The sequence below is a fragment of the Bacteroides sp. AF32-8BH genome (assembly GCF_003435205.1).
Lineage (GTDB): Bacteria > Bacteroidota > Bacteroidia > Bacteroidales > Bacteroidaceae > Bacteroides > Bacteroides ovatus.
The window spans coordinates 65,449-83,863 of sequence record NZ_QVLZ01000006.1; the positions used below are offsets into that span (position 1 = coordinate 65,449).

At 44.7% G+C, this 18,415-nt stretch carries 10 protein-coding genes and 1 tRNA gene; 2 read left to right on the plus strand and 9 right to left on the minus strand.

The genetic code is table 11. The features are described 5' to 3' along the window. The first annotated feature begins 575 nt into the window (after positions 1 to 575). The gene (locus DWZ47_RS05700; protein ID WP_004305184.1) at positions 576 to 1,025 is read left to right on the plus strand and encodes a hypothetical protein; all 450 of its coding nucleotides are present in this window, start codon (positions 576 to 578) and stop codon (positions 1,023 to 1,025) included. A 275-nt stretch (positions 1,026 to 1,300) separates the two neighbouring features. After that, the gene (locus tag DWZ47_RS05705) at positions 1,301 to 3,862 is read left to right on the plus strand and encodes an outer membrane beta-barrel family protein (protein WP_117512518.1); all 2,562 of its coding nucleotides are present in this window, start codon (positions 1,301 to 1,303) and stop codon (positions 3,860 to 3,862) included. Between the two features lie 27 nt (positions 3,863 to 3,889). Here DWZ47_RS05705 and DWZ47_RS05710 read toward each other — a convergent pair whose 3' ends face one another. The 9 genes from DWZ47_RS05710 to DWZ47_RS05750 all read right to left on the minus strand — a co-directional run bounded on the left by DWZ47_RS05710 (position 3,890) and on the right by DWZ47_RS05750 (position 18,393). Further along, positions 3,890 to 5,263, minus strand: a complete 1,374-nt coding sequence (locus DWZ47_RS05710; RefSeq protein WP_374938663.1) for a glucoamylase family protein — start codon at positions 5,261 to 5,263, stop codon at positions 3,890 to 3,892. 48 nt (positions 5,264 to 5,311) lie between these two features. Continuing rightward, entirely contained in the window at positions 5,312 to 7,621 is a 2,310-nt protein-coding gene (gene bglX / locus DWZ47_RS05715; RefSeq protein WP_117512519.1) for a beta-glucosidase BglX, read from the minus strand. 142 nt (positions 7,622 to 7,763) lie between these two features. Next, positions 7,764 to 9,296 carry a RagB/SusD family nutrient uptake outer membrane protein gene (locus DWZ47_RS05720; RefSeq protein ID WP_032847251.1) on the minus strand — a complete coding sequence of 511 codons (1,533 nt, stop codon included), beginning with the start codon at positions 9,294 to 9,296 and terminating at the stop codon, positions 7,764 to 7,766. A gap of 64 nt (positions 9,297 to 9,360) precedes the next feature. Beyond that, a complete protein-coding gene (locus DWZ47_RS05725; RefSeq protein WP_008775985.1) occupies positions 9,361 to 12,426 on the minus strand; it encodes a SusC/RagA family TonB-linked outer membrane protein in 3,066 nt (1,021 codons plus the stop codon). Between the two features lie 247 nt (positions 12,427 to 12,673). After that, positions 12,674 to 13,564: a carbohydrate kinase family protein gene (locus DWZ47_RS05730; RefSeq protein ID WP_008775984.1), complete on the minus strand. Its 891-nt coding sequence runs from the start codon at positions 13,562 to 13,564 to the stop codon at positions 12,674 to 12,676. Positions 13,565 to 13,623: 59 nt separating this feature from the next. Beyond that, a tRNA-Leu gene (locus DWZ47_RS05735) sits at positions 13,624 to 13,705 on the minus strand. A gap of 73 nt (positions 13,706 to 13,778) precedes the next feature. After that, complete coding sequence (locus DWZ47_RS05740) at positions 13,779 to 14,840, minus strand: S41 family peptidase (RefSeq protein ID WP_099146346.1); 1,062 nt, start codon at positions 14,838 to 14,840, stop codon at positions 13,779 to 13,781. A 47-nt stretch (positions 14,841 to 14,887) separates the two neighbouring features. Next, on the minus strand, positions 14,888 to 15,748 hold the full coding sequence (locus tag DWZ47_RS05745; RefSeq protein ID WP_117512520.1) for a DUF3316 domain-containing protein: 861 nt from the start codon (positions 15,746 to 15,748) through the stop codon (positions 14,888 to 14,890). Next, positions 15,748 to 18,393, minus strand: a complete 2,646-nt coding sequence (locus DWZ47_RS05750) for a DNA gyrase/topoisomerase IV subunit A (protein WP_004299586.1) — start codon at positions 18,391 to 18,393, stop codon at positions 15,748 to 15,750. Before DWZ47_RS05750 ends, DWZ47_RS05745 begins: the two co-directional genes overlap by 1 nt. Positions 18,394 to 18,415 lie beyond the last annotated feature (22 nt).

Below are 18,415 nucleotides of genomic sequence, written 5' to 3' on the forward strand. Positions count from 1 at the left end.
GGAATGAATCAATTTTTAGGGATATGGCTGTCCTGAACCAAATCCCCAAGAATTATAATTGAGCTGGCTTGCTGAATATACATAACTTCCAGCATTTATTTCCATATTTCCACCACATTTAAAAAAATATGTATATCTTTGTCACACGCTTTCTGCTCATCAGCGTGATGAAATTAGCGGGAGGCGCTATATATTACTTAAATTAGGAATATGTAAGTGTTATCTCTCGGAATCAGAATCTAGCGATTTAAACCAAGGAGAGATGATGCGACAGATGTTCCACGTTAACGGCTTATATCAACATATCCGTAAAAGATGTGTTATATATAAACGATTGACGTGGGTGTCTGTTGTCATTATTATCTTTTGGGAGGGTTTCGCTAGGCCTTGATTCCGGATAATGGTGCAACAGCATTCACGTCTTTTTTGTGTCCGGTCGGTTATGATTACCCCTAAAAGTCTAACCTAAACAATTCCCCGTCCGCCCGAAATACAGAAAACGTGGATGTCCGTTGTGCCACATAAACAAAATAATACTCCATTTTTATTGTGGAACACATTAAAACAAAAGCATTATGCCAAAATGGATTAGCGTAGAAGAAGCGGCGGCCAAGTATGGAATCAACAAAGAAGTAATCTGGCTTTGGGCGGATATGAAAAGATTCCCAATGTCGTATGAGAAAGGTATCACCACTGTTGATGAAGAAAGCCTTATCGGATTCCTGCATCAGAATAAGGATCGAGTTACAGCCGAGTATATCGACACATTGGAAGACCTATGTATTGAAAAAGCAAATATCTGTAACTTATATGCTGAAATTATTGGCTGTCAAGACAAAGAACTCTTGTATCAAAGAGAGCAAATAGCTCGAATGAAAGAGATACAAACAGCTATGAAAAGGCAAAACAGCCGGCTCCGGGATTGTGAGAAAGTGTTCACGAAATATGAAGAGAACTTTAGTACCTGCTGGGTTGGAAGAATCTGCGCTCACTTAAGGCGGCTGATATGGTTGATACGACGGTAAATACCATTCTATCTCCTTTTAAATAAGGAATAACCGATACCGTTGAGCGGAAATGTCTAAAAGTACTCTTGAATAGAAAATTTAAAGATGTCCATGAACAGAAATGTTTAAAAATACTAGAAATATACTGTAGTAAGATTTTTTATCCATTCGTTTTATATTCTTAACTCCGAAAAATTCGTAAATGTAGATAAACCAACTACTTTTGGCTCTCGAATTTGCAGCATTTTTGAATGTCTTGCGTCTAATAAACATAAACTAATATATTTCTAGTCATGAAACACAGACTGCTACTACTGATTCTATTCGTATTCGCTACCTCCGTGGCGGGGTGGGCACAAAAATCCACAGCTCCTTCTTATACAGTCAAAGGAGTACTTATTGATTCTTTAACACAAGAGGGAGAACCGTATGCTACCATCAAAATAGCAAAGAAAAATGCTCCGGATAAAGCAGTCAAGATGGCGGTGACTGGGGCGAATGGTAAATTTCAGGAGAAACTGAATATCGCTGCGGGCAATTACATCATCACCATTTCTTCGATTGGTAAAGCACCGATAGTAAAGGAGTTTACTCTAAAACCGTCTGCGAAGGAGGTTGACTTGGGTACAATGATTTCTTCAGAAGCTAATAACGTACTGAAAGGAGTGGAGGTAGTCGCACAAAAACCTTTGGTAAAGGTAGATGTGGATAAGATTGAATATAATATTGAAGATGACCCGGACTCAAAATCGAACAGCATTTTGGAGATGCTTCGGAAAGTGCCTTTGGTAACGGTGGATGGAGAAGACAATGTACAGGTGAACGGCAGTAGCAGTTTCAAGATACATGTGAATGGAAAGCCCAATAATATGATGAGCAATAATCCGAAGGAAGTACTGAAAAGTATGCCGGCAAACACTATCAAATATATTGAGGTGATAACTTCACCGGGAGCTAAATATGATGCGGAAGGTATCGGAGGTATTCTGAATATCGTCACAGTAGGTTCCGGATTTGAAGGCTACACGGCTACTTTCAGAGGAAATGCTAATAATAACGGAGTAGGTGCCGGCACTTACGCAATGGTGAAACAAGGTAAACTGACTGTTTCTGCCAACTATAACTACAATTATAATAATAGCCCGCGCAGCTATTCCGACAGTTATCGCGAAAACTACGAACCGGATAAAGAGAATGAAAAATATCTGGAATCGGAGAGTAGCTCCAAGTCGAAAGGTAATTTTCAGTATGGCAATTTGGAAGCCAGTTACGAGATTGATACGTTGAGGCTGCTGACGGTGGCTTTCGGTATGTACGGCAGTAATGATAAAAGTAACAGTGACGGAAATACGATTATGCACGGAGCTGATCGCCAGGATTTTGCGTACCGTTATAGAACGGACAATCATGGAAAAGGATCATGGTATTCTATCAACGGAAATATAGATTATCAGCGTACTTCCCGAAAAAATAAAGAACGAATGATTACGCTTTCTTATAAAATCAATTCCCAACCCCAAACGAATGATTCATATAATACTTATCTGGACATCGAGCCTGATGAAAATAAACTGGATATTATAAAAGAATTGTCATTAAAGAATTTCCATTCGGACGGAAAGACAAATACGATGGAGCAGACTTTCCAGGTGGACTATACTACTCCGATTGGAAAGCTGCATACAATTGAAACCGGTGCCAAATATATTTTCCGACGTAACTCCAGTGATAATCGGTTTTATGAAGCCGAGGGAGCAAGTGAAAACTATGCATATAATGAGAATCGTAGTAGCGAGTACCGTCATTTGAATCATATTCTCTCTGCTTATGCCGGATATACGCTGAAATACAAGGGATTTACTTTCAAACCGGGATTACGTTATGAGCAAACCATACAAGAGGTAAAGTATCTGGTGGGTCCGGGCGAGAACTTTGATTCGAATTTTAGTGATCTGGTTCCTTCCGTTTCCTTGGGAATAAAACTAGGAAAGATGCAGAATTTGCGTGGTGGATATAATATGCGTATCTGGCGTCCGGGTATCTGGAATTTGAATCCTTATTTCGATAATCAGAATCCGATGTTTATTAATCAGGGAAATCCGAACTTGAAGAGTGAGAAAAGTCATTCGTTCGACTTGTCTTACAGCAGTTTTACGTCCAAGTTCAACATCAATCTTTCTTTGCGTCATTCTTTCAATAACAATGGAATTGAAAGAATCAGTCGCTTGATTACTGATAAAGACGGAGAAATCTTTGAAGGTGGGCATAAAGCTCCCTACGGTGCACTGTATAGCACATACGGTAATATCGGAAAGAGCCGGGAAACAGGATTGAACTTTTATTTGAACTGGAACGCTTCTCCTAAAACGAGAATTTACGTCAATGGACGTGGCAATTATAGCGATTTGCGGAGTCCTGCCCAAGAGCTGCACAATTATGGATGGAATGCTTCTGCTTATGGAGGAATTCAGCAGACCTTACCGGGAAAAGTACGTTTGAGTCTGAACGGCGGAGGTAGCACACCCCGAATCAGTTTGCAGGGAAAAGGTTCAGGATATAGTTATTATAGTTTGGGATTGAGCCGTTCTTTCCTGAAAGAAGAACGTCTTTCTCTGAATATTTATTGCAGCAATGTTCTGGAGAAATACAGAACTTACAATAATCACACAGAAGGAGCTAACTTTATTTCGAAGAGTTCGAGCAAATATCCGAGCAGGTATTACGGTTTCAGTATCAGCTATCGGCTTGGAGAGTTGAAAGCCAGTGTGAAGAAGGCTGCACGAAGCATCGACAATGACGATGTGAAAGGTGGCGGCGGAGGAGGTGGAAACACCGGTGGTGGAGGTGGTCAGTAGACCACTTCCGCACACCGGGATTCCCTTTTATTTCTGTCTCACGTCTTGCTTGTTGGTGTTAAAACCAAGTTTGGTTAATCCGGCCTGTACATCAGGATGGCTCATGAAGAGTTTCCATAATAATCCGGTCCGGTAGTTTTCGATCATGACAGCAATAGGACCCTGGTCGATGGCCAGATAACGTTGCGGATACCAATTGTCCGTTTCGCTGAAAGCATCGTAGAATCCGAAAGGACCGAACACTTTATCTCCCATACCATACAGATGGCGCATCACTTGCATGGAATATTCCGGTGTATAGACAATGGATGAAAGTGCGGCAGTGGGGGAGATCACTCCTTTGTCGTCTTGTTCATTGGGTGAGTGAGCCGCATATCCATCGACGGAGTAGCTGGCGGTCAGTCCCCAACAATCCGGTCCGAAACCTTTGTAATGTTTAGGGTTGCGGATGCAGTAAGCACGATTCACCAGTGTCAGGTTGCGCATCTCGTGGAAGTAGCTGGGGCAGTATTCATCTTTCAGTCCCACCGGATCAAGTCCGAGAAAAGAGTATTGAGCCCAGAAAAGCGGTCCGGCTTCGGTGCCCTGATAGCGGAGGTGCAACTCGATTCCTTCCACTTTATGCGGAGAAACGATGGCTCCGTTCTGTGCCCAACCGTCATGATAGACAGCCGCAGGTACTCCGTGTGTAGGAGAAGCGGCGGCAAGAATATACATAATCATACATTCGTTGTAGCCGTGTACAGGGAAATTCATTTCCCAGCCATACGTCGGACTCCAATGCCAGTAAAGAACGTTTTGCCCGCCTTGCCGATACCAGTTCCAGTCGACATCCCGCCAAATCTGGTCGATACGTTGGGCGAGGACTTTCTCTTTCTCATTTCCGTTGACGTAATATTGGTGTACAGCCAGCAGACCTTGGATGAGGAAGGCTGTCTCTACCAGATCGCCCCCATTATCTTTCTGGCCGAATGGTTTCACCTTGCCCGTATCACCATACCACCAATGAGGGTAGGCTCCGTGGAAACGGTCTGCTTTTTCGAGGAAAGAAACGATGCGTTCCATTCGTGCCAGTCCCTCTTCGCGAGTGACGTAACCACGGTCGATTCCGGCAAGGATAGCCATGATGCCGAAGCCGCTGCCGCCGGAAGTGACTACATTGGCATCGTTTTCTGGATAAACGCCGTCCACATGATAACGTTCGGGAGCCAACCCGCTATTCGGTTCGGCACCTTCCCAAAAATAAAGGAAAGTCCGTCGCTGGACGCTATCCATCAGGGCGTCGTCCGATAACGAGTCGGTGGCTGCGGAAAGGTTGTCGCTCTTGCTTTTCCCTTTACAGCTCTGGAAAGTCAGGGCAACGGTAGATAGAAACAGTAACATGAGCGGAAGTGCACTCATCTTTATTATTCTTTTATATTTATCGTTCATAATCAAGGTAATAAAAGTTTAGTTTAATGTGAACTTCGCGGTTTTCACATCACGGCTGTTCGTACCGATCATCACTTCAAAGTCGCCCGGTTCGGCAACCAGTTGCAAGTCATAATTATAGTATCGAAGCATTTCCGGAGCAATCTTGAAACGGACAATCTTCATTTCTCCCGGTTCCAGGAATATCTTTTGGAAACCTTTCAGCTCTTTGACGGGACGGGTACTGCTACCCACAACGTCGCGGATATAAAGCTGTACCACTTCCGATCCGGGCCATGTTCCGGTATTGGTAACCTCCACTGCGGCAGTCAACGAACCGTTCATGTCCATGGAGGAATGACTCAAGTCGATGTCGCTGTAAGAGAACGTCGTATAAGAAAGGCCGTAACCGAACGGATAAAGCGGATCATTATCCACATCGAGATAGTTGCTGCGGAATTTTTCAAACCATTTGCCTTCTTTCAATGGGCGTCCGGTATTTTTGTGCGCATAATAAAGAGGTATCTGGCCGACATTCTTCGGGAAAGTCATGGTCAGTTTTCCACCCGGATTGACGTAACCGAAGAGGGCGTCACCAATGGCGTAAGCGGCTTCACTACCTCCGAACCATACATTCAGAATGGCAGGCACATGCTCCTGTTCCCAGTTCAGCGTAAGCGGACGTCCGGTGAATAACACCAGTACCACCGGTTTGCCTGTCTTTAAAAGCTCTTGCAACAGATTCTGTTGTACGTCGGGAATATTCAAGTCCGTACGGCTGCTGCTTTCACCACTCATTTCAGAAGATTCGCCTAGCGCTGCGATGATGATATCCGACCGACGGGCTACGTTCAATGCTTCGTCCAGCAACTGCTGGTCGGTGCGGTTGTCACGGTTCAGGGAACGGCCGAACATCGTTGCCCGTTCTTCATAACTTGCATCACTAATCAGATTGCTTCCTTTAGCATACATGATATTCGCTTTTCCGGCTGTCATCTCTTTCAATCCTTCCACCAAAGAAGGGCAACGGTCGAGCACAGCGGCTACGCTCCATGTACCCGGCATATTGCTACGGCTGTTTGCCAACGGACCGATTACTGCAATATTTCCTTTAGGGTTGAAAGGCAACAACGGATTTCCGTTCGGATTACCGTCGGGACTGTCATTCTTCAGAAGAACGAAACTTTCTGCTGCAATTCTGCGGGCTGCATCACGATGGGCTTTGGTAAAGATGTCGCGTGCCGGACGTTTCGGATCGCAATATTTATAAGGATTATCAAACAATCCCAGTTTATATTTGGCTTCCAGAATACGACGGCAAGCTGTATTCAATGTTTCCATAGAGACTTTTCCTTCCTGAACGGATTTCTTCAGTGTTCCTACAAAACCCTCGCTTACCATATCCATATCCACTCCGGCGTTGATGGCACGGGCGGATACTGTCTGAAGATCACCGATACCGTGGTCAATCATTTCTGAAATGCCCGTATAATCAGTTACCACAAAACCGTTGAATCCCCACTGTCCGCGGAGAATATCCGTCATCAGCCATTTATTGGCAGTGGCCGGAATGCCGTCTACTTCATTAAAAGAAGCCATCACGCTACCTACACCCGCTTCAACGGCTGCTTCATACGGCAGCATATAATCATTGAACATTCGTTGGCGGCTCATATCTACGGTGTTATAGTCGCGGCCGGCTTCGCCTGCCCCATATAACGCAAAGTGTTTTACGCAGGCCATGATTTCGTCATTCCGTTCCATGTTTTTCCCCTGATAGCCGCGTACCATCGCTTCGGCAATCATGGCACCGAGAAACGGGTCTTCGCCACTACCTTCGGATACGCGTCCCCAACGAGGGTCGCGTGAAATATCCACCATCGGGCTGAAAGTCCATGAGATTCCATCGGCACTTGCCTCTACGGCTGCAATGCGGGCAGACTCTTCAATGGCTGTCATGTCCCAGGTGCAAGACAAACCGAGCGGGATAGGGAACATCGTTTCGTATCCGTGAATAACGTCCATCCCGAACAATAACGGAATACCCAGCCGGGAATCTTCCACAGCCTGTTTCTGTACTTCACGTATTTTCTCTACTCCTTTCAAATTGAACAATCCTCCCACTTCGCCTTTCTTGATTTTTGCGGCGATGTCGCTGCTTTTAGCTTGTCCCGTAGTGATCTCTCCGGTGACAGGAAGGTTTAACTGTCCGATTTTTTCTTCCAGCGTCATTTTATTCATCAATACGTCGATGAAACGATCCATATCCTGTGGCGACTTTTGTGCCGACGCGGTTAGAAAACCTGCGGCAAACAACAGAATGGATAGACTTAACTTTTTGTATATCATATTATTATAGTTACTTTTATCTCTATTCATATAAAGTCCTCCTGATGCGTTGAATGTTCGGCACCGAGGAGGACATTGTTCGACACCGAGGAACAGTAGTTTCGGCACCGAGGAAACAACCGTTTGGCACCGAGGAACTTTCTTATTGGTAGTCGGGGTTCTGTACTAACACTCCCTTAGACTTGTCGATCTCTGTCTGCGGCAGTGGAAGCAGTGCGTTTTTGTCCTGATAATTGGTTTTACCGGCTGCGTGCAACACTTCTTTTGCAATGCCCCAACGAACGAGGTCATAGAAACGGTCGAATTCCAACCCTAATTCCACACGGCGTTCGTGGCGGATGGCCTCACGCAATTCTCCCTGATCGGTAGTCGTCACTTTAGGTAATATATTGGTATTGGTGCCTCTGGCGCGTGCGCGTACTTGTTCCAAATAGTCGATTGCTTCACCCGGAATACCTTTTTCATTAGCTGATTCGGCTCCCATCAGCAGTACATCTGCGTAGCGGATCAGACGAATGTTTACCCAATAACCTTTATTGGTATATTCTTTACGCAAAGCTGGGTCGGTATAGGCTTTCTTATTGAAGTAAGCACCTATTGCCGGAGAAACCGGAGATTCACCGTATGGCTCGTTGGTATTTTCCGGAGTGATAGGATCGCTGTCCGAGTGGCGGAAGTAGAGTAGGGTGGAGTTTTTGCGTGGATCACCCTGTTCGTAGGCTTGCGCTATGTATTCTGTTGCCATGTGCCATCCCCAGCCCAAGTCCCATTGACCTGCTCCGCGTACACCTTGTACTTCACAGAACTGGCTACCGATAACGGTACTTTGAGGAAGAGCGGCAGTAGCTGTACATTGCAACTCGAATATGGAACCTCCGTTATTTTCACCATCATCCGTGAAAATCTCATTATACGGAGTCTTTAGGTTGTAGAGCCCCTTTTTGATGACGTCGGTGGAGGCTGTGTACATATTGTTCCAGTCGTTGCGCATCATATAAGTACGCGCGTGTAAGGAACGGGCAGCTCCCCAAGTCAGTCGTCCGGTGTATTCGCTGCTCCATGTTTCCGGCAATGACTCTTCTGCTGTTTTCAGGTCCTTGTCGATTTGCTCATAGATTTTATCAGCACTTGTCTTCGGGATATTGGCTTCCGAAGCATCGTTGATTTTATAAGTCACCAAAGGAACTTCGCCGAAAGCTCTTACCAGATTGAAGTAGCAATAAGCACGGAAGAAAGAGGCCTCTCCCTTATTGATGATGTCTTCAGTTTCTGTTTGTCCGGCTGTTTCTTTTTCTGCAATGGCATCAAGAATCTCATTACATTGGTAGATGATGGCATAATTCTGTCCCCAATAAGCACCCAGTAGGCCGTTGGTCGGTGTATACACAAAATCATCATACATTTCGGCTACATCAGAGCCATCGCTGGCAATACTTCCTTTTTCCGAATCTTCCGAACGAAAACAGTGGATGGCAAAAGCAGGAGGGCCGGCTGTCACATTATAGTTACGCATCATCGTATAGACATTATAAATCTTACCGTTGACCAGAGCGTTCGGATTGTCATCTTCCGTGAACTGTCCTTGCGGACTACGATCCAGAAAGTCACTACAGCTACCTAGAAATAATGTAGTTGAAGTAATAAGGGTTGCAAATATATATTTATTCAGTTTCATATAATGATAGTTTTAAAGATTAAAGTTGTGTTCCGTATGGAAAACTGGCAGTGGCACCTTGTCACTAGAATGTTAGGTTAATGCCGAAGGTGTAGACTGCAGGTACAGGATAACTACCGTTATCTACTCCGAATGCGGTGGCAGTTCCTCCAAGTTCGGGAGTATATCCGGTGTTATGTTTCCATGTCTTCAGGTTCTGTATGTTGACATAGACTTTCAGAGCTTGCAGACGTATTTTGGCAATTAAGCTCTTGTCGAACGTATACGCTAACTGTACGTTGCGGATACGGAAGAATTTGCCGTCCTCAATGTAATAGTCGGAATTCAAGTTATTGATAGAATGTTTGGTGTTCAGCAACGGTTGGGTGTTGGACGTACCTTCTCCGTGCCAGCGGTCCAAACGTTGTTCCAAGTAGTTGAACTGGGCAAAATTGTAGTTATCCCATGTACGGAAAATCTTGTTTCCGCCTTGTCCCATCATGTCGATGCCTAACGACCAATTCTTGTAGTCTACTCCGAGAGAAAAACCGTAAGTGACCTTTGGAGTCGGGTTGCCTATCATGGTACGGTCTTCCGGGGTGATTTCTCCGTCACCGTTCACATCGGCGAATTTCAGGTCACCGGGGGTAACGGTAGCCAGTGTATTTTTGGGTGATGCGTCAATATCCGCTTGTGACTGATAAACGCCTGCCACTTTGTAACCGTAGAAATATCCGATAGGATAACCTGCCATTGTGTAACTTTGCTGCTTATCTCCGGCAATGATGGAATATCCTTCCTGAACAAGACTTTTTACCTCATTCTTGATAGTAGTCAGGTTGGCACTGACGGAATATCCCCAATCACCAATCTGATCGCGCCAGGTTACAGCCATTTCCACTCCTTTATTCTGAATCTCTCCCAAGTTTCCGATACCGGGGATAGTTCCGGAAATTCCGGGAACTTCGGCTAACAAATCTTTGGTATTCTTCTTATAGTAAACACCCTCAAAATGCAAGCGGTTGCGAAGCAGGTTCGTTTCAAATCCGGCTTCCCAGGCTTCTACTTTTTCCCAACGCAGGTTAGGATTAGGAAGATAGGCAAGCTGGTATCCGGGATAAATGATGGACGGTTTACCGAATACGGCCGAATAAGCATTGGTCAATAAGGGTTCGGCAGGATAGGCTTTATCCAGGTTCTGGTTTCCTAACGTACCGTAAGATGCTTTGATTTTCAACATATCCAGCCATTTGATGTCTTTCATAAATTCTTCTTCGGACATCAACCAACCTCCACCCAGCGAGAAGAAGTTCTGCCATTCATTTCCTGTATAGGAGAAAGCGGAAGAACCATCCCGGCGGAAAGAACCGTTGAACAAGTATTTGCCTTTATAGTTGTAGATCACGCGTGCAAGTACGGATAATGTACTGCGTTCCCATTGAGTACTTCCATTGGTAGCGGTAGCTGCATCGCCGATGCTGACAAACCATTTGTCCGGATTATCCGGAATAACCAGTCCGACCCCCTGCTTGCGTGCTCCGTCCAATCGGCTCAACGAATTATAATAGGTAGTAAAACCGGCGGTAGCTGTCAGGTTATGATTTCCATTATCAAAGCTGTTGGTGTATGTCAACAGGTAGTCACTCTGAACTTTTGTTTCATTCTCTTTAAACTGGCTGACCTCGGTCTTGCCTGTTCCCAAAGTAGAGATCCCTCCGTTGACAGCGGCATCGTATACTTTTACGATCGGTGTATATGTCCGTCCGTTGTTCGACGCATAATCCATGGAGAACATCGCTTTGAACGTGAAATGTTTCAGGAAGTCTACCTCACCATAAATGTTACCGGATGCCCGGTAGTTTTCCGCTTTGGTAGTATTCGCTTTTAATTCGACGTCTACCATCGGGTTGTTGATCTGCGCTTTCTGGAATTCGGGCAGAGCCGTATATAATCCGTATTCGTTGTTATACACCGGAGCGATAGGAGTTGCACGCAGGGCATTCAATACCTGTTTGGAATCAGCAGGAAGCATACGTGCACCGTTGAATTGGAAACCGACTTTCAAAAAGTCCGTAATCTTATAATCATTACTTGCGTTGATGGTTACCTTACTGAATTTCTCATGCTCGATGTTGCCTTGTTCGTAAGAGTAGCCTACACCCAGATAGAAACTATGTTTGGGCGAAGCCCCTGTAATACTGATGTTATTGTTTGTAATGAAAGCAGTCTGGAAAATTTCGTCTTGCCAGTCGGTATTGGCATCCCAGCCGGTATAATCGAAAGGGTCATCTTTCTGATTGGCAAGCTGTTCGTTATATAGTTCCTTGAATTGTGAACCATTCACCAGTTTCACTTTATCTACCACTTTCTTGAAACCGAAAGAAGTATTAATATTGACTAGTGTCTGTCCCTCTTTGGCTTTCTTTGTGGTAATGATGATAACACCATTCGCACCGCGAACACCGAAGATAGCCAGAGATGACGGGTCTTTCAGGATTTCCATGGATTCGATGTCCTCCGGATTCAGGAAATTGATGTTGTCATTGAATAATCCGTCGACAATGTACAGCGGTTTATATCCGTTGATGGAGTTTGTTCCGCGAATACGGATTTCCGGGTCCGATCCGGCTCGTCCGGAGTTTACAATCTGCACACCTGCCACTTTCCCCTGAAGGGAAGACAGCGGATTCATTGCCGGTTTGTTGGCTAACTCTTCTCCTTTGATATTGGTGATAGAACCTGTCAAGTCTCTTTTCTTTGCACTACCGTATCCGATAACGACTGTTTCGGCTAGTACTTGTGAATCTTCTTTTAAAGTGACATTGATGACGTTCTGTGTCCCCACTTTAATGGTTTGCGAAGTCATCCCCACGTATGAAAATGCCAGTACGTCCTCCGGAGTGACAGAGATTGAATATTTACCGTCCATGTCCGTGATGGTTCCGGTGGAAGTTCCTTGTACGAGTACCGATGCGCCGATCAATGGTTCATTGGCAGCGTCCGTCACTGTTCCTGTCACCGTCTTTGTCTGTGCAAAGGCTGATGCAGAGGCCAGTAGCAGGCAAACAAGCGTCATGATGCTCTTTGACCTGATGGCTTTTTTCTGAAGATGTTGTAAAAGTCTAGTCCTCATTGCATTAAATTTTTCCATTTGTTATTATTTAGGTTGAAGTCTTTTTTCTGCCGTCTTTTGGCAAGAGTAACAAAGGAAACAAACGAAATTCAAAAAAGATTTTGGAAAAAAGAGGGAATGGTTGATTTTAACACTAAAAGAGAGGTGACTGTTGAAAAAAGTCAGGCACGAACCGGTGTTGTTCGTGCCTGAATAATGGGATGAGGATTACCCGTCGGGGGAGGTATATCCTATATATACGCTGTTCGTTTTATGATTTCCTGTTTTAAAACATCTGTTCCGCAGTGGTCATACATTGAATGACATCTTCTTTGCTGCCATTGAAAGGACCTGATTTCTCTATTTTTAAAGTTGACATGGCTGCTGCAAAACGTCCTGCTTCTTCGATGCCGGCACCCGATACCCGTTGGTATAGATACCCGATGGTGTAAGTGTCTCCACACCCTGTTGCATCTACCACTTCTTTGGGTTTATAAGCCGGAATACGATAGAAGTCTTTTCCGTCGAAAATGAGTGATCCCATGCTTCCCAAGGTGACAAGCACTTCTTTCACGCCCCATTCATATAATTGACGGGCAGCTTCATGCGGATCGGAAAGACCTGTCAGCACTTCCATCTCGTGCTCGTTGACTTTCAGGAAATGGATATATTGCAGAGCCTCCCGCTTATCTATCCAATCCACCGGATAGACGTGGGTGTCACGCACTTCACGTAAATAGCCTTGTGAGTCTACTGCAATCAACCCTTTTTGAGATAGTTCTTTGATTACTTCCAACGAGAAGTCGTCTGCCAGCAGAGAGCCGAGATGGTAGATTTGCGCATCTATATCTTTCAGCTGACCGGCAGTGAACGGATCGGCTTTCGCTAATACACGTTGAGTACGGTCGTCCGGATTGGCGCCATAGATATTCTCGAAGTATACGGAATATTTGCTTGGCAGGGCGGTTACATGAATACCCATTTCACGTAGTTGCTCCACAACGTTCATTTCAGTGGCACCAACTGCTGTTACTAAAGCGTAATCGATGTCGTTAAAATGGCGGATGGCATGTGAACAATAAAAAGCCGTTCCTCCTGGCATATAGACAGTGTTTTGGGGAGTGACTACTTTGTCTAATGTGATGTGACCGATGCAGCAAAGTTGATGTTTATTCATGTCTAACCAATTAAAAAGCCTCCAAGATAGTATCTTGAAGGCTTCTAGTTTATTTTTTGTGCGGCTGATAGGACTCGAACCTACACGTCTCACGACACCAGATCCTAAGTCTGGCGCGGCTACCAATTACGCCACAGCCGCATGTGTAGCTTTTTTGTTTAGCGGTGCAAAGATAGGAAGATTTTCTGATTTGGCAAATAATTCGGCAATAAAGTTATTCACTTAAGATTTCGAATGCCTTTTCAATCAGTGGATCTTTCTTTTGTGATTCTATGTCACCCTGCTCTATCCCTTCTTCCAGAATCTTATCCATGTTTACGTATACATCAGGTTTTATTCCATCTTCCAATGACTTTCCATACTTATCAAAGTGGGGGCTGGCAGAGAAGCGGACGCTCCAGCCATTGGGTAATTCTGATGAAAATGGCAGCCCTGATCCACCACCAGTCTGATCGCCCAGCTGGATGATTCTTTTATCCTCGTTATCATTGTTTAAACTGCGCATTATGTTAACAAAATCATTTGTGGCACTATAACATCGACGATTGGTTAGTATCACGACCTTTTTTTGCCAACGAATACTGTTGGAGGGTTCTAAATAAATGGGTTCCATCTCTGAGAAATCATTGTGTCCCGGACCTGTCTTATGTTGGATATATCCTGTTAATGCCAGTTTTTCAGTGAACCGGGCAGCTATGCGTGAAGAATTGGTTAGATTACCTCCTCCGTTATCACGGACATCGATAATTAGTCCATTGCAGATTTGTAAATAGTAAAGGACCTCATCCAAATTGCCATCTCCAACTCCGGCACTGAAACTTTCATAACGTATGTATCCTATGTTATTGTCGAATATTTTATATTTAAGACCAGCGGATGTGCGATAGCCTGAATTGGCACTACCCAGATAATAGTTATAAAGAATATCTTCTCTATAATTCCAAGGGTAGCCCTGATACCATGCATCGTAATAAGAAATACGACTGGCAGAAGATAGATTGACATGCCCGTCTTTCAAGATATAAAGCATTTGGCTTAGGATGTCGAACAGGTCATCATTAGACATTGACGGAATAATCAGTTTGCTGTATTCGTCATGAACAGCATCCCAGTCAATACCTTTCGTATCCAGGAAACAATACTGTTCGTCAATGATCTTCCATAGTTGTTCGAAATTACCTCTGGGATCATTGGCGTAGTCATCTTCCCCAATGCAACCAGTCAGCACCGGAAGGCAGCAGAGCAGCCAAAGTATTTGTCTAATCTTATTTCTCATCATTAATTGATCTCTCACTTGAAGTTTCAACATTAAATTTTGTTCTCTTAGTAAGCTCTAACCGATGAAGGAAGAGCGGTTCCTTTCTTATTTCGGATACGGTATAGGTCTTTCACAAATCCTACCATGAATACGTGTGAGTAGGTATGTGTCTTGATATTGTTAACGTTGGATTGCTGCAAATCAGCCAGGTAGCTGAAGCGCATTTTGGTATATCCTATCGGCAGGTCGATGGAGAGCATCTGTCGCAACGAAGGTTGATTGTGCAGGGAGGTAAATTTTATTACTCCACTCGAATTTCCCAAAGAGAATATCTCGTAATAAGATTGTCCGTAGTGGGGAGAGAACATCACTCCCATAACCGGCAGATTGACCTGATAACGAAGCACCATCGGATACCGTTTGATTTTCAGGTGCCAAATAGCCATTCCGGAGGCATCCAGATTGACGTATGCCCGTGCGGATGCCGGATTGTTGGTGTTCCGGAGATTATAGACAAAGCCTCCGTTGACATCTATCAATCCTCCGGCTAATAATTTGAAATTATCTGTCAGGCGGAACTGGTAATGTAATCCATAGTTCCAGTTGACTAATCCGGAGAAAGTGTTATTGTTATCGGCCCGGTTGTGCGTATAGCTGATGTTTGCCTGAAAGAAGTTCTGCACAGATACATTTCCATCAAACAACTTGGTCATCCGAATCAATTCACGGGAAACACGGAAGTCGATTCCTTTGTATTCCTGCGGTGAAAGATAGGTGTCGAAAACGTTAGTAAATCCGACACCATACATGGTGGCACGTGTTACATACCGATGGGCTTGCAGACTGTCGATCTGCGCTTGTAATCTTGTGCAAAGGGCGAACAGGATGCAACCTGTCAGCCCCAGGTATATTAGTTTTTTCTTCATCAGAATAATTTCATCTGCCCGGTGATTTCATCAATAATATCGCCTTCGCTCTTGCCGCTGTCCGGATCCAGATTTTCCGGCTCCTCTTCAGGAACTTCCTGTTGTTCTTGTGAGGGTTCGGGGAAGCGAGTTGGTTCAAGCTCATTGATCGTCTCCACTGCATAGGTAGTAATACGTTTTCCCTTGGCTTTGAAACCTTTGACAGCAATGAATTCATCCGCATCGATATTCAACGGATCACGGAAATTGTCGTGTCCGCCAAATATGACTTCCAGACGAGGATAGTACTCGTCGGTCAGCAGAATCAGACGGTTGTTCTTATTTTCTCCCAAGTAGTTCTGTTTACGGTTGGAGGCCTCAAAACAGAAACGTTTCAGATACGGATAATTCTGTTGGTCGGCATCGTAAAGCGCGGCAGTCCATATCTTGTTAGGATCAAACTTCTCCACGATGCTTACATTATCTTCATAGTGGTTGCTCAAGTCGAAGTTGGTAGTATAGAAATCACCGTTGTTCAGAACAATCAATATGCTGTCGTCGCTTTGGAATTCACCCAGATATTCACCTCGTCCGTCATAGTTGAGGCGGAGTATGTCACGGTCAAACCATACTTTACGTCCACCGAGCGTGGAACCTCCTTTTTGTTTCAGGGATATCTTATGTACCGGCAAGCGGGTAAGAATCACGCCTCGTGCCTGACGTCCCTTGATGCTGACCTCACTGAAGTCATGCTCGAAAATGATACGACGTACACGCGGATTCGGTTTCAGTGTCACCTTGATGATTTCGGCTTCTCCATTCGGATTGGCGCTGAAATAGGTAATCCGTGATTCGGGAGTTCCCTGTGTGACATCATATTCGCGGTCGCGAACTACAGAGGTCACGGCGAAACGTTTTACGTATGTCGTTCCTTCTTTTCCGTCGCGGTAGGCTACATTGTAGATCGTACGTTTATCGTTCTTCTTAAATACATTGACATAGAGAACGTTTTTGCCGACGAATTTCTTGTCGGCAACAGGAGTAACGATATACTTACCGTCGCGGAAGAAGATAATGACATCATCGATATCCGAACAACATGCCACGAACTCGTCTTTTTTCAAGGCTGTTCCGATAAATCCTTCTTCGCGGTTGATATAAAGTTTCTCGTTTGCTTCTACTACTTTGGCAGCTTCGATGGTGTCGAAGTTACGCAGTTCTGTACGGCGCGGGAAGTTCTTGCCGTATTTGTTTTTCAACATCTGATACCAGTTGACGGTATAATCTACGATGTGAGCCAGATGATTATCAATCTCGGCCACTTCTTCTTTCATCTTGGCAATCAGTTCATCCGCTTTGTCCGAGTTGAATTTCAGAATACGCCCCATTTTGATTTCCATCAGTTTGAGAATATCCTCTTTGGTTACTTCGCGGATAAATTTCGGATAATAAGGCGTCAGGCGTTCGTCAATATGAGCACAAGCTGCGTCCATATCTTTGGATTGTTCGAACTCTTTGTCCTTATAGATGCGTTCTTCGATAAATATCTTTTCGAGCGAAGCAAAGTGCAACGCTTCCAGTATTTCGTTTTTCTTGATTTCCAGCTCCTGCTTTAGCAAATCCAGCGTGTTGTCTGCCGACTTTCTCAAGACTTTGCTGACAGTGAGGAAATGAGGTTTGCTGTCATCAATCACGCAGCAGTTGGGTGAGATACTTACTTCGCAATCGGTGAATGCGTACAATGCATCGATTGTTTTGTCCGATGATGTACCTGGTGCCAGATGCACTAATATTTCTACGTTGGCAGCTGTGTTGTCATCTACCTTGCGAATTTTGATTTTTCCTTTATCAACAGCTTTCAGGATAGAGTCGATCACTGTTGAAGTGGTTTTCCCATAAGGGATCTCTGTGATTGCAAGCGTTTTGTTATCAATCTTGTTGATCTTGGCACGTACTTTCACTGCTCCGCCACGTTCTCCGTCGTTGTATTTGGCTACGTCAATCGAGCCGCCTGTCTGGAAATCGGGATATAGTTGGAATTCCTCTCCACGCAGGTAACTGATGGAAGCATCACAAAGTTCGTTGAAGTTATGCGGCAATATCTTGGAAGAAAGTCCAACGGCGATACCTTCCACTCCCTGCGCCAGTAATAACGGGAATTTCACAGGAAGAGTGACTGGTTCCTTATTTCGTCCGTCGTATGACAATTTCCATTCGGTAGTTTTGGGATTGAAGACAACATCCAGCGCAAACTTGGATAAACGCGCCTCGATATAACGGGGAGCAGCCGCACCGTCTCCGGTGAGGATATTACCCCAGTTACCCTGGCAGTCAATCAACAGGTCTTTCTGTCCCAACTGTACCAAGGCATCCCCGATAGAAGCATCCCCATGCGGGTGGAACTGCATGGTGTGTCCCACAATATTTGCCACTTTGTTATACCGCCCGTCATCCAGACGTTTCATAGAATGCAGGATACGACGTTGCACAGGCTTTAAACCGTCATTGATGTGGGGTACGGCACGTTCCAGAATAACATATGAAGCATAGTCCAGAAACCAATTCTGGTACATGCCTGTTAACTGATGTTTTACGCTTTCGTCCCGCGCGTCCGCCGGTTTGTAGTCTGAATGTTCTTCCGTTATCTCGTTGATTTCGTCACTCATAAAATTCGTATATACTATAATT